This is a genomic window from Enterobacter sp. E14S, from assembly GCF_055666685.1.
In genome coordinates this window covers 133,192-146,531 of record NZ_JBVODQ010000001.1, presented here as the reverse complement: position 1 = coordinate 146,531, position 13,340 = coordinate 133,192, and the positions used below count along the sequence as shown (strand labels likewise).

General features: G+C 56.1%; 10 protein-coding genes, 1 other RNA gene and 2 pseudogenes. 6 read left to right on the top strand and 7 right to left on the bottom strand.

Annotated features, from left to right (window positions below):
* Positions 1 to 6: 6 nt before the first annotated feature.
* The 4 genes from sufB to ACZ6J2_RS00705 all read right to left on the bottom strand — a co-directional run bounded on the left by sufB (position 7) and on the right by ACZ6J2_RS00705 (position 4,325).
* Positions 7 to 1,497 carry a Fe-S cluster assembly protein SufB gene (gene sufB / locus ACZ6J2_RS00720; RefSeq protein ID WP_023335409.1) on the bottom strand — a complete coding sequence of 497 codons (1,491 nt, stop codon included), beginning with the start codon at positions 1,495 to 1,497 and terminating at the stop codon, positions 7 to 9.
* Between the two features lie 8 nt (positions 1,498 to 1,505).
* On the bottom strand, positions 1,506 to 1,874 hold the full coding sequence (gene sufA / locus ACZ6J2_RS00715) for a Fe-S cluster assembly scaffold SufA (protein WP_008500631.1): 369 nt from the start codon (positions 1,872 to 1,874) through the stop codon (positions 1,506 to 1,508).
* A gap of 313 nt (positions 1,875 to 2,187) precedes the next feature.
* A complete protein-coding gene (locus ACZ6J2_RS00710; protein WP_336668173.1) occupies positions 2,188 to 2,916 on the bottom strand; it encodes a MerR family transcriptional regulator in 729 nt (242 codons plus the stop codon).
* Positions 2,917 to 3,104: 188 nt separating this feature from the next.
* A complete protein-coding gene (locus ACZ6J2_RS00705; protein WP_181594939.1) occupies positions 3,105 to 4,325 on the bottom strand; it encodes a diguanylate phosphodiesterase in 1,221 nt (406 codons plus the stop codon).
* Positions 4,326 to 4,661: 336 nt separating this feature from the next.
* Here ACZ6J2_RS00705 and ycgZ point away from each other — a divergent pair, with 336 nt between their 5' ends.
* From ycgZ to fdhF, 4 genes and pseudogenes are all read left to right on the top strand, one after another.
* Positions 4,662 to 4,901, top strand: coding sequence for a regulatory protein YcgZ (gene ycgZ / locus ACZ6J2_RS00700; protein ID WP_029739771.1), 240 nt, complete (start codon positions 4,662 to 4,664; stop codon positions 4,899 to 4,901).
* 4 nt (positions 4,902 to 4,905) lie between these two features.
* A complete protein-coding gene (locus tag ACZ6J2_RS00695; protein ID WP_033145299.1) occupies positions 4,906 to 5,226 on the top strand; it encodes a hypothetical protein in 321 nt (106 codons plus the stop codon).
* 29 nt (positions 5,227 to 5,255) lie between these two features.
* Positions 5,256 to 5,534 carry a biofilm/acid-resistance regulator YmgB/AriR gene (locus ACZ6J2_RS00690; RefSeq protein ID WP_048977426.1) on the top strand — a complete coding sequence of 93 codons (279 nt, stop codon included), beginning with the start codon at positions 5,256 to 5,258 and terminating at the stop codon, positions 5,532 to 5,534.
* 190 nt (positions 5,535 to 5,724) lie between these two features.
* Positions 5,725 to 7,874, top strand: a pseudogene (gene fdhF / locus ACZ6J2_RS00685) (formate dehydrogenase subunit alpha).
* Positions 7,875 to 7,962: 88 nt separating this feature from the next.
* Here fdhF and ACZ6J2_RS00680 read toward each other — a convergent pair.
* From ACZ6J2_RS00680 to ydiJ, 3 genes and pseudogenes are all read right to left on the bottom strand, one after another.
* A complete protein-coding gene (locus ACZ6J2_RS00680; RefSeq protein ID WP_003857766.1) occupies positions 7,963 to 8,157 on the bottom strand; it encodes a YdiH family protein in 195 nt (64 codons plus the stop codon).
* Positions 8,158 to 8,242: 85 nt separating this feature from the next.
* On the bottom strand, positions 8,243 to 8,653 hold the full coding sequence (menI, locus tag ACZ6J2_RS00675) for a 1,4-dihydroxy-2-naphthoyl-CoA hydrolase (RefSeq protein WP_023311321.1): 411 nt from the start codon (positions 8,651 to 8,653) through the stop codon (positions 8,243 to 8,245).
* Positions 8,650 to 11,704 (bottom strand): annotated as a pseudogene (ydiJ, locus tag ACZ6J2_RS00670) (D-2-hydroxyglutarate dehydrogenase YdiJ). Before ydiJ ends, menI begins: the two are co-directional and overlap by 4 nt.
* A 199-nt stretch (positions 11,705 to 11,903) precedes the next feature.
* On the opposite strand from ydiJ, the gene ydiK reads away from it, so the two are divergent.
* Positions 11,904 to 13,019 carry an AI-2E family transporter YdiK gene (gene ydiK / locus ACZ6J2_RS00665; RefSeq protein WP_471724503.1) on the top strand — a complete coding sequence of 372 codons (1,116 nt, stop codon included), beginning with the start codon at positions 11,904 to 11,906 and terminating at the stop codon, positions 13,017 to 13,019.
* Positions 13,020 to 13,228: 209 nt separating this feature from the next.
* An RNA gene (gene rprA, locus ACZ6J2_RS00660) (antisense sRNA RprA) lies at positions 13,229 to 13,336 on the top strand.
* The last annotated feature ends 4 nt before the right edge of the window (positions 13,337 to 13,340 follow it).

Genomic DNA, 13,340 nt, shown 5'->3' with positions numbered 1-13,340 from the left:
CTTTCCTTAACCGACGCTGTGTTCAAGACTAATGGCGAGGAGTTTCTGGGCTTCAACGGCAAATTCCAGCGGCAGTTCAGAGAACACGTCCTTACAGAAGCCGTTAACGATCATCGAGATGGCGTCTTCTTCGCTGATCCCGCGCTGCAGGCAGTAGAAGAGCTGATCTTCCCCAATCCGCGACGTCGTCGCCTCGTGCTCAAGCTGGGCCGTGTTGTTACGGCACTCGACGTACGGGAAGGTATGCGCCCCGCAGTCAGCGCCAATCAGCATCGAGTCACACTGGGTAAAGTTTCTCGCATTGGTGGCCGTCGGCATGATTTTCACCAGCCCGCGATAGCTGTTCTGGCTATGCCCGGCAGAGATCCCTTTCGAGATGATGGTTGATTTGGTGTTTTTACCAATGTGGATCATCTTGGTGCCGGTATCGGCCTGCTGATGGCCGCTGGTCAGCGCCACCGAGTAAAACTCGCCGATGGAGTTATCCCCGCGCAGAATGCAGCTCGGGTATTTCCAGGTGATGGCAGAGCCGGTTTCAGACTGGGTCCACGACATCTTGCTGTTTTCGCCTTCGCACAGCGCGCGCTTGGTGACGAAGTTCAGGATACCGCCGGTATTGCCGTCGCCCGGGAACCAGTTTTGCACCGTGGAATATTTCACCTCGGCGTCTTTGTGGATGATGACCTCCACCACCGCCGCGTGCAGCTGGTAGCTGTCGCGGACCGGGGCGGAGCACCCTTCGATATAGCTGACGTAGCTGCCTTCATCCGCAACCAGAATCGTGCGTTCGAACTGGCCGGTTTTTTCGGCATTGATGCGGAAATAGGTGGACAGCTCCATCGGGCAGCGCACGCCTTTCGGCACATAGATAAAGGTGCCGTCAGAGGCTACCGCCGCGTTGAGCGCCGCAAAGAAGTTGTCGTTAGAAGGCACCACGGTCCCAATGTATTTTTTCACCAGTTCCGGATGATCGTGAATCGCTTCGCCGAAGGAGCAGAAAATGATCCCCTGCTCTGCCAGCTTCTCGCGGTAGGTGGTCGCCACCGAGACGGAGTCGAAAATAGCGTCCACCGCCACCTCTTTCCCCTCACGCACGGGCACGCCAAGCTGGTTAAAGGCTTCTTCCACCTCTTTGCTGAGGAAACTGTTCTCCGCACCGGTTTGCTGGACCGCGCCGGGCTGCGAGGCGCAGGTATCATCACAGCTGCCGCAGGAGGGCGCAGAGTAGTAGCTGTAATCCTGATAGTTCAGCTTGTCGTAGTGCGCTTTCAGCCAGTGCGGCTCTTCCATCTCCAGCCAGGCGCGGAAGGCGCTCAGGCGGAACTCCAGCATCCACTCGGGTTCGTTACGTTTCGCCGAGATCGCCCGCACGACATCTTCGTTAATGCCTTTCGCCAGCTCATCGGTCTGCAGCTGGGTGAAGAACCCCTCTTTATAGTTGAGGTGCCCACCGCCCCAGGTATTTACTTCACTCGTTGCTTCAGTATTACGAGACATAGTACCGCCTATACCCCAAAGCTTTCGCCGCAGCCGCATTCGTTCTGGGCTTTCGGGTTATGAAATTTGAATAACTGGTTTAAGCCTTCGCGGACGTAGTCCACTTCGGTACCGTCAATAAACGGCATGGCCTGCAGCGCGACGTAAAGTTTTGCGCCGTCCGTCTCGAACACCAGGTCATCTTTCTCGGGCTCGGTGACGGTATCGAGCACGTAGCCGAAACCCGCGCAGCCGGTCTGTTTAACGCCCAAACGTACGCCGAGGATCTCGGGCTTTTTCGCCACCAGCTCGTGAATATGTGCCGCCGCCGCTGGCGTGAGCGTTAAGCCGCGCCAGGCAAAATCGGCAGGATTAAAGGTTTCTGAATGCAGTTCCATAGGTCCACCTCATCTGATAAGCCATCAGGGCATAACACCATGTTAGTGATAACGATTATCACTTCAACCCTCTGTCAGCAGGGGCATTCGGCTAAACCGCCCTTTTTGCCTACTTTTATTAAGCATAGACCCTGTGAGAGGATGCAGTCAGGATGGATGTATTTGTTCAATGCATTGATTAATAATGCATTTCATCGCGGCATTTATGACGAGGAAGAGAAAAGTAAAATATGCATCGGAAATGCCTATTTTTGAGATAGCTTTTGCTCAGAAAATGACTAAAACAAAAAAAGGCCCTCTGGGCCTCTGACGATCAGTGATGAAATGAGACGGCAAACCCCTGTTCACGCCAGTGGTCGAGCTGTTCCTGCTGGCGAGGCGTTGGGGATTTCCCCGTCCAGACGAAGATTTTTTGCCCAGGAAACAGTTCAGGGCGCGGCGAATCAATAGGTTCCGCCAGGACGTCAATGTGCCAGCCCTTCTGCGACAAGCGCGCGGCTTCCAGCCACAGGTGGGTGCGGTCATCGCATTCCCAGCCAATCAGGAGCGCGTCTTTACCGGTTTTTTTGCGGGATTCCGCCAGGCTTGCAATCGCGAATTCGATCAGGACGCCGTCAAACAGGCTTGCCATGTGACGCACGGTGTTTTGATCCTGATTCATGCGCTGACGAACGGGAGAAATGATATTGTCGATCAGCGCATCTATCGCGTGATCGCGGCGGAATTCGCCCATTTTGGCGCGCAGCTTTGCCGGGCTGGCGTAACGCAGAACGGTCATCATCTCTTCCTGGAACGAGACCCAGTTGCCCTGAGTCAATACTTCTTTGTTTTCCAGCAAGGCTTTGACTTTTCCGACCGAGACGCCGCTTTTCATCAGGCGCTTGATCTCTTCTATGCGGAGGATATCTTCATCGTCAAACTGACGATGCCCCCCTTCGCTGCGCTGCGGCTTCAACAATCCATAACGGCGCTGCCAGGCACGCAGCGTAACGGGGTTGATACCGCATCGTTCGGCCACTTCGCCGATACTGTAATAGGCCATTAACTCCCTCACGCTCAGAACTTCCATACCTAACTGCACCAACCTTATCAGATTGTACACACCATTTGTATAACTAAGACCGCATTTTGCTCAGGTGAATGGGCTACTCCTCCCTTCACCTGTTAATACATTGTTGTATAAAAATTACCATTCGTACAGTTAACTCTGCCGTAATGTGTACAGCTTTATCAGAAGTCGAACTTTTTCTCCGGCCACGCAATCGCGGGAATACCGCCGTGTCGCGGGCTGGCAAAAAGATGACCCTGGAACTGGGAAATCCCGGCGGATTCCAGCCACATCCACTCTTCAGCCTTCTCTACTCCTACCGCGCAGAACTGGATCTCAAGCGAGGAACAGCATTTGATAATCGCCTGAATAATGGCCTGCCGGGGGCCACTTTTATGCACGTTCGCGACCAGATCGCGATTAATCTTAATTCTGTCCGGCTGGAACTGCGCCAGCAGCTGTAGCCCGGCAAAACCGGCGCCAAAGTGATCGATCGTCACGCTGATACCCGCGCTTTTTAACTGCCTGACCGAGTCCGTGAAGTCATCAAAACGGGAAATGGCTTCGCTCTCGGTGAACTCCACCACAATTTGCTCGGGGACAAACCCATTAGCTTCAATCGCGGTGAGCAGGAAATCCACGGCGTTGGGAATATTGACCAGCGTCATGGGCCGCAGATTGAGGGATAACGTCTGGTCCTGGAGCCCCAGCGCGCTGGCCATGGAGAGCGCCACCTGCTTGCTGTGTAAATCAGAGGCATACACCTCGTCATGCGGCAGATTAGCAAAGTAATCTCCCGGAGCGCCGCCGTCAGGCGTGCGGAGAAGCGCCTCCCAGGAGACGACCTGCTGCATAAACGGATCGACTATCGGCTGGAACGCAAAGCTGCAATCCGCCCCTTTCGCGACCACTTCGGGCTGCGCGGACAAACGCGTTTCCTCGCGAACGAACTCCCAGGAATCCGCAGGCGGCAGTTCAAAATAGTTCGCTTTTTCCGTGGCCTCGACAAAGGTGCGGAAAAACTGCAGCGGGCGGTCGTTATACGTCAGCTGATAGCGCGTCGTCCCCCTGTTGAGCACCTGCTGCAGCACTTCGTCCCTGTCGAAGTGGCGCAAATCAAAAAGCTCCATGCCCACGTTGCCAAAACGCCGGACAGGTCCGTGATCGCGCATCAGCTCCACCACGTTATGGTGGCGCGGGTCGTTGCAGATCTGCTCATAGATAGCAGAGACGTGTTCCACTGGCCCTTCAAGCAGCTGAAAAAAATGTGTGCCGTTAAACAGCAGGATCCCCGTGACGTTGGATTGCCGGTTTTTACTATTTGCTGCAGCGACCATGGCTTCCAGCGCTTTCACTGGAACGTCCTCGCAGATATGGCTGCGGTAAATGATGGTTGTGAGCATGCGATTCCTGGGGTTAGGGTTTTGGCCACAAAAAGGTGGGTAAGTATCATTTATAGCACATTCATTGCCTGACAAATAATTTACATCTCAATCATTTACGGCAGTTAGTGAAACATTTTTCTGCGCTGTACAACTTACCAGTGCCAGACCTTTTTGTACAATATATCCTGTAACATTACCGGTTCATACCAACTAATTAACCATCTGAAAATAAAGCAATTTATAAAATATATCATAAAAATATTAAAAATCTGTACATTTTAAGTGTACAGATTTAAGAATTGTGTATACCTTAATTGTAACGTTAGTGATTACAAAATTTTACAGGAGCGAAACATGCAGCAGAAAGGTTACGCCACAGATTCCGCAGCAGCGATCGCACAGTACTTCGAAAAGGCTGCGCTTCCCACCCAGCAGGAGACGCTGGGCCAGGTGGTTGTCGAAATCCTCAGCGACGGGCGAAACCTGAATCGCAAATCGCTCTGTACCAAACTGCTCAGCCGCCTCGAAAGGGCCGATGGTCCGGAAGAGGAAGAGCACTACCACATGCTGCTTGGTCTGCTCTTCGAACGATAACGTGATGAATAGCAGTGACGCAGACCGACTGATCGACACGCTTATCGGTGAAGCCGTTCTCTCTCTTCTGAAAGAGCGGGGGCCAGTGACAACCGAAGGATTGCTGCAGCGTCTGCGGGTTATGAAAGAACATGAAAAGGATCCCCGGCGGCGGGAGACACTAGCGGTGGTGATTGCCGAGATCGGCTCAAACAGCATCGCCTTTACACGTCGCAGAACCGCGCAAGGACGAACGAACAGAGAGGGACCTCTCAACGATAACAGAGACAATGTAGTGCCGTTATTTGGAAGTGGAAAACCGTCCGACCCCAAAAAAATACATTGACTGCAATTTAACAGCTACGGTGAGAACAAATGAGACAAAATATTCAGCTTCAACCCGAATACCACTCTGCTTTTTTAGACAGTGCGCTGGCGGAATATTTCCGTCATGCAGGCGATCGTTTTGCTGAAGAGTCCGCTATTTTTTCTACTGCAGTACGCTGTGTTCTGGCCTCCGAAGGCCATCTGTCCAACAAAGCGATCATCCTCTGGCTCATTCAGACGCTGGAAGCGACCCACGACGTTGTCCAGGCGGATGTGATTCGCAAGACGCTGGAAATTGTCGTGGGCTACACCATGGACGACCTGTAATTTCACGGCTCCTCATCCTGCTTTCGTGTCATCGTCAAAACTGACGAACAGCCTGACGATGACACGCGCCTTCCCCGCTTAACACCCTGTAAAACCAGCAAAGCCAACCTGGCACGGTTCCTGCTTACCTCTGCTTACGGGACTGGGTTTCCAGTCAACTTTGCTTCATTTCTTAACAGGTCTGTTATTGATGAAAAAGATCGCCAGCGTCTGCCCCTACTGCGGTGCAGGCTGTAAATTAAACCTTGTCGTTGAAAATAACCGTATCATCCGTGCCGAAGCCGCAGAGGGCGTCACAAACCAGGGTACCCTGTGTCTGAAAGGCTTTTACGGCTGGGACTTCCTCAACGATACCCGTCTGCTCACCCCCCGCCTGACCCAGCCGATGATCCGCTACCGCAAAGGCGAGGCATTCACTCCCGTTACCTGGGAAGAGGCTATCCGCTACACCGCGCACAAACTCAGCAGCATTAAAGCGCAGCACGGGCCGCGGTCGATCATGACCACCGGATCCTCTCGCGGAACCGGCAATGAAACAAACTATGTGATGCAAAAATTTGCCCGCGCGGTGCTTAACACCAACAACGTGGACTGCTGCGCGCGCGTCTGTCACGGCCCTTCCGTGGCCGGGTTACAGGAAACGCTCGGCAACGGCGCGATGAGCAACTCAATCAACGATATTGAAAACTCAAAATGCCTGCTGGTGTTTGGCTATAACTGCGCGGACTCCCACCCTATCGTCGCCCGACGCGTGCTGAAAGCGCGGGAAAACGGCGCAAAAATTATCGTCTGCGATCCGCGGCGTATTGAAACGGCGCGCATCGCCGACCAGCATCTGCAGCTGAAAAACGGCAGCAACATGGCGCTGGTAAACGCCTTTGGCTACGTGCTGCTGGAAGAGGAGCTCTACGACAAAAGCTACGTGGCGCGCTTTACCGAGGGGCTTGAGGCCTATCGCCAGACGGTGAAAGACTATGCGCCGGAGAAGGTTGAGCATCTTACCGGCATTCCCGCCCGTGACGTTCGCCAGGCGATGCGCACCTTCGCGGCGGCCCCTTCCGCCACCGTGATGTGGGGGATGGGCGTGACCCAGTTTGGTCAGGCCGTGGATGTGGTTAAAGGGCTTTCCAGCCTGGCGCTGCTGACCGGCAACCTGGGTCGACCCGCCGTCGGCGTCGGGCCGGTGCGCGGACAAAACAACGTTCAGGGCGCCTGCGATATGGGTGTTCTGCCGAATATGTTCCCCGGCTATCAGGATGTGACCGATCCGGCGGTCAGGCAGAAGTTTGCCGATGCCTGGGGAATTGACGTCAATAAAATGGACGATCGGGTCGGAACGCGCATTACCGAGGTGCCCCATCTGGCGCTGGAAGGCAAGGTCAAGGCCTACTACATCATGGGGGAAGATCCGCTTCAGACCGAAGCCGATCTCGGTCTCGTTCGCAGCGGTTTTGAGGCGCTCGACTTTGTGGTGGTTCAGGACATCTTTATGACCAAAACGGCAGAAGTGGCGGACGTCCTGCTTCCTGCCACCTCCTGGGGTGAACACGGCGGCGTCTTTACCTGTGCCGATCGCGGGTTCCAGCGTTTTGGCAAAGCCATTGAGGCCAGCGGCAACGTGAAGCGCGACTGGGAAATCATCAGCCTGCTCGCCACCGAGATGGGCTACCCGATGCATTATGACGACAACCAGCAGATCTGGGATGAGATGCGCGAGCTGTGCCCGCTCTTCTACGGCGTGACGTATGAAAAAATGGGCGAGATGGGCCACGTGCAGTGGCCGTGCCCGACGCTGGATCATCCGGGAACGCCGTACCTGTATAAAGACAATCAGTTCGACACCCCAACCGGTAAAGGCCAGCTCTTTGCCGCCCCGTGGCGCGCGCCGGCGGAAACTCCGGACGCGGATTTCCCGCTGGTGCTGTGTACGGTTCGTGAAGTGGGACACTACTCCTGCCGCTCGATGACCGGGAACTGCGCCGCGCTGCAAAGCCTGGCCGATGAGCCGGGCCGGGTGCAAATGAACCCAGCCGATGCGGAAAAGCTGGGCATCTCGGAGGGCCAGCTGGTCTGGGTGCGTTCGCGTCGCGGTAAAGTGATTACCCGCGCCAGCATTAGCGAGCGTATCAACGCCGGAGCGGTCTACATGACCTATCAATGGTGGATTGGCGCCTGCAACGAGCTGACCCAGGACAACCTCGACCCCATCTCCAAAACGCCGGAAACGAAGTACTGCGCGGTACAGCTGGAGGCGATTGAGGACAGCGCTGGGCGGAGGATTTTGCGGCGTCGGCGTATCAGTCCATGAAGTCGCGGCTGATTAACGCGGTGAATGTCTGAAGACAATGCCGGGTGGCCTCACCGCCGCCCGATACTGAATTTCAGACACAAAAAAGGCCGCACTCGCGGCCCTTTTACTCTCATGTACTCAATGGACGTGAACGCCCAACCGCCAGGCAAAGTAGATCTCTTCTTTCAGTTCATTCGAAGAGAGCGCCAGCAAATCTGTAAATTCCAGCTCAAGCTGTTTCAGCTTTTTCAGGTACTGCGCCGGAGACAGGTTGCTCTTATCGCGACGTAAATATTCAATTGCCAGCTGAGTTGGGGTTATTTCAGTATCCATGATGTCCTCGCTTATGTACAAAACCTGACCAGTATATCACAACGCACTGGCTAGTTTTTGACCAAAGGCAAAACATCTGAAAACTTTACACAACCGCCGTGGTCAGCCGCGACGAGCAGCACAGGCGATCCTGCTCATCGAGAATATCTATCTGCCACACCTGATGGCGGCTTCCGGCGTGCAGCGCGCGGCAAACACCGCGCACGCGCCCGCTGCGCACCGAGCGAATGTGGTTAGCATTCACCTCGAGTCCGACAACCTTCTGCTCCCCTTCGGTACAGAGATACCCCGCAACAGAGCCCAGCGTTTCGGCCAGCACGACGGAGGCCCCGCCGTGCAATAAACCAAACGGCTGGTGGGTGCGACTATCGACCGGCATGGTAGCCTCAATTTCATCGTCGCCAATGCGGATGAACTGGATATCCAGCAGCCCCACCATATTCCCCTCGCCCATGGCGTTCAGCGCCTGCAGCGTCACGGCACGTTTCCAGATCATCCAATTATCTCCAGTAAAGCCTGCAATGGGTGACGCACACCGTTACCTTCTACCCGTTTTACCTGGCTGCGGCAGGAGTAGCCCGTCGCCAGACAGCGGTTTCGCGGCAAACGCTGCATCGCCTGATGCCAGGACAGCTCATAGATGCCGAGCGAGTTGGCGTGGTTTTTCACTTCGTGTCCGTAGGTTCCGGCCATCCCGCAGCAGCCTACGTTGACGCTCTCCAGCTTCGCACCGAAGCGGGCAAAAACGGACGCCACTGCGCGGGGGCACCCGGCAGCGCGGTCACTTCCGTGCAGTGGCCGAACAGATACCACGGTTCACCGCTGACGTCCTGAACGGCCTTATCTGCCAGCGCCACCGGAAGCCACTCGTGCACCAGCATGACGTTGAAATCACCGCGCTTATCGCCCAGCGTCTGCTTGTATTCATCGCGATAGCAAAGCACCAGCGCCGGATCGACGCCGACCATCGGTATCCCGAGCTGCGCCACGCGGTTTAAGAAGTCAGACGTTTTCTGCGCGGTCTTCGCAAAGCGGTTCAGAAAACCCTTAATGTGCTGCGCCTTGCCGTTGGGAGAGAACGGCAGCACAACCGGCTGGTAACCCACCTTCTCCGCCAGACGGACAAAATCGGCCACGACCTGCGCATCGTAGTAGCTGGTGAACGGATCCTGCACCACCAGCACCATACTGGCTTTGTGCTCCGGAGCGAGCGCCTCCAGCTGTTCGAGGGTCATGTTCGCCGAACGGTGACCGACGAGCTGGCGCTGCAGAGACGGCACCGACAGCAGCGGGAGATCGACCATGCCGATGTGTTTTTCGGAGAGCTTGCGCACCAGCGGCTGGTTGATAAAGAAGTTGAAGGTCTTTGGCGCCCGCGCCATCAGCGGCGCGTAGCTTTCCACCGTCGCCACCAGATGGTCGCGCACCGGGCGGAGGTATCGGGTGTGGTAGAGCTGCAGGAAACGCGAGCGGAATTCCGGCACGTCGATTTTAATCGGGCACTGGGTGGAGCAGGCTTTACAGGCCAGACAGCCGGACATCGCCTCTTTCACCTCATGGGAGAAATCATACTCGCCCTTGTTGGCATGCCAGCTGTTGCGGGTGCGCTCAATCAGCGAGCGCAGGCTGGCCCGTTTTTCCGGCAGCTCCTGCTCCAGCTTGAGCGGATCCACCCCGCGGTCGGCCAGCAGACGCAGCCACTCGCGCACCAGCGTCGCCCGCCCTTTCGGCGAGTGGATACGGTTGCTGGTGATTTTCATCGACGGGCACATCGGGCTTTTCACATCAAAGTTAAAGCACAGGCCGTTGCCGTTGCACTCCATCGCGCCGCGCCAGGACGAGCGCACCGCAATCGGGATCTGCCTGTCGTAGGTGCCGCGCTTGACGGCATCCACCTGCAGCATCGGGGCATCAACACCCTCAGGCGGGCAGATTTTACCCGGGTTAAGGCGGTTATGCGGGTCGAAAGCCGCTTTCACCTTACGCAACTCCGCGTAGAGCTGTTCGCCGAAGAATGCCGGACTGTATTCCGCGCGGAACCCTTTCCCGTGCTCCCCCCACAGCAGACCGCCGTATTTGGCGGTTAAGGCCACCACGTCGTCGGAGATCTGCTTCATCAGGATCTCCTGCTGCGGGTCGCACATGTCCAGCGCCGGACGCACGTGCAGTACCCCGGCGTCGACGTGGCCGAACATGCCATAGCTCAAGCCGTGGCTGTCCAGCAGGGCGCGAAACTCCACGATGTAATCCGCCAGATGCTCGGGCGGCACGCAGGTATCTTCGGCAAAGGGAATGGGCTTCGCCGCCCCTTTCGCATTGCCGAGCAGGCCCACGGCCTTTTTACGCATCGCATAGATACGCTCAATCCCGGCCAGATCGTTACAGAGCTGCCAGCCGATCACGCCGCCTTCACCCTGCGCAATCAGCTCATCCAGCCGCTGGCAGAGCGTGGTGACCTGCCGCTCAATCAGCTCCGCATCATCGCCGGCAAATTCCACAATGTTGAGACCGAGCATCTCTTTGTCCGGCACGTCGGTAATGAGGTCACTCACGGAGTGCCAGACAATATCTTCCCGGGCAAGATTGAGCACCTTAGAGTCGACGGTTTCCACCGACAGCGCCTGCGCTTGCACCATAAACGGCGCATTGCGCAGCGCGGAGTCGAAGGAGTCATATTTGACGTTCACCAGACGGCGCACTTTCGGCAACCGGGTGATATCCAGCCGCGCTTCGGTGATAAACGCCAGCGTTCCCTCGGAGCCGGTCAGCACGCGGGTTAAATCAAACTGGGTCAGGTCATCGTTAAAGACGTGGCGCAGATCGTACCCGGTCAGGAAGCGGTTCAGCTTGGGGAATTTATCGAGAATAAGCTGGCGGTTGTCGCGGCAGCGTTCCAGCACGGTACGATAGATGCGCCCGCTGGCGGTGTTGTCTTTACCCAGCGTTTCCGCCAGTTCGACCGGCATCGGCTGGGTATCGAGGATGTCGCCGCCCAGCAGCACCGCACGCACGCCCAGCACGTGATCGGAGGTTTTACCGTAGACCAGCGAGCCCTGGCCGGAGGCATCCGTGTTAATCATCCCGCCAAGGGTCGCGCGGTTGCTGGTGGAAAGCTCAGGGGCAAAAAGTAGCCGTACGGCTTGAGATACTGATTAAGCTGATCTTTGATGACGCCCGCTTCGACCCGCACCCACCCCTCTTCCGGGTTGATCTCAATGATGCGGTTCATATAGCGCGACATATCAACAATGATGCCCTGGTTCAGCGCCTGACCGTTGGTTCCGGTGCCGCCGCCGCGCGGCGTGAAGACCAGCGAGGCAAACCGCTCCTGCGTGGCCAGCCGGGCGATAAGCGCGACGTCGGCCGTTGAACGGGGGAAAACCACGGCATCGGGAAGAAGCTGGTAGATACTGTTATCGGTCGCCATCGTCAGCCTGTCGGCATAGTTCGTGGCGGTATCACCTGTAAAACCCTGTTGCTCCAGTGCCTGCAAAAAATTAAGCACCAGCTGAACGACGCCAGGTGCCTGAGAAATCTGTGGGATCATGACTGTCGACCCTAATTAGAGTTGTATGAAATCGTTTGCGTGTATCTTAAAAGTTTTATCACATTTTTTTCTTATAATCTCTGCTGAATTACAGGCAGAATTCGCCTGTTAAAAACCGCTGAGATCATTAATGATTAAAGAGACGCGGTTTTCCGTTCCCGCCAGTCTTACTGGCGTTCTTTTAAGGAAAGTTTCATTTATGGTCAATCTTCGCCAGCCCAGGGATGTTGCGCAAATTTTGCTGTCGGTGCTGTTTCTGGCCCTCATGATTATTGCGTGTCTGTGGATTGTTCAACCCTTTATTCTTGGCTTTGCGTGGGCTGCGACCGTTGTCGTGGCCACGTGGCCTTTGCTGCTGCGCTTGCAGAAGCTGCTGTTTGGCCGCCGCGGGCTCGCCGTGCTGGTCATGACGCTCCTGCTGTTCCTGCTGTTTATTATTCCGATTGCCCTGCTGGTAAATAGCCTGGTGGATTCCAGTGGCCCGGTTATTCGCGCCATTAGCAGCGGCGACCTGACGCTGCCGGATCTCACCTGGCTGAACAGCATTCCGCTCGTGGGCACCAAACTCTACAGCGGCTGGCATAGCCTGCTGGAGATGGGCGGCAGCGCGCTGATGGCAAAAGTCCGCCCGTATATTGGCACCACCACCACCTGGTTTGTCGGTCAGGCCGCGCATATCGGCCGCTTTATGATGCACTGTACCCTGATGCTGCTCTTCAGCGCCCTGCTCTACTGGCGCGGCGAGCAGGTGGCTTTAGGCGTTCGTCACTTTGCCACCCGCCTGGCGGGCAAACGCGGTGACGCAGCGGTGCTGCTGGCCGCGCAGGCCGTGCGCGCGGTTGCGCTGGGCGTGGTGGTCACCGCGCTGGTGCAGGCGGTGCTGGGCGGGATCGGTCTGGCAATTTCCGGCGTACCGTACGCCACCGTGTTCACCGTTGTCATGCTGATGACCTGTCTTGCGCAACTGGGACCGTTGCTGGTGCTGGTCCCCAGCATTATCTGGCTCTACTGGACGGGCGATACCACGTGGGGAACGGTGCTGCTGGTCTGGAGCTGCGTGGTCGGCACCATGGATAACGTGATTCGTCCGATCCTCATCCGCATGGGGGCAGACCTGCCGCTGATCCTGATCCTCTCCGGGGTCATTGGCGGTCTGATTGCCTTTGGCATGATTGGCCTGTTTATTGGCCCGGTGCTGCTCGCCGTCACCTGGCGTCTGTTCTCTGCCTGGGTGCATGAAATTCCGCCGCCGGGAACTGACCCGGACGTGATTTTGAGCGAACTGGAAGAGCTGGAAGAGAAGAACACGCATTAAGGTATGCTGCCGGGTTGCGTTAACGCTCACCCGGCCTACACTCTCTCGCATGATACTTAAACGCTGCTAAAGTATTTATTCGTTGCTCACTGGTCAGACCCGCCTTTTCAGCAGTAAGTCTGCTAATAACCTCAAGAATTCTTTACGTCTCTTTAACTATTGAGACGAATCCGATCGACGCTAAATAACACAATGCCTACTATTAGCACACGGTTATAAATCAACACCTTGATTTATAAGCATGGAAATCCCCTGAGTGAAACAACGAATTGCTGTGTGTAGTCTTTGCCCATCTCCCACGATGGGCTTTTTTTATCCTGA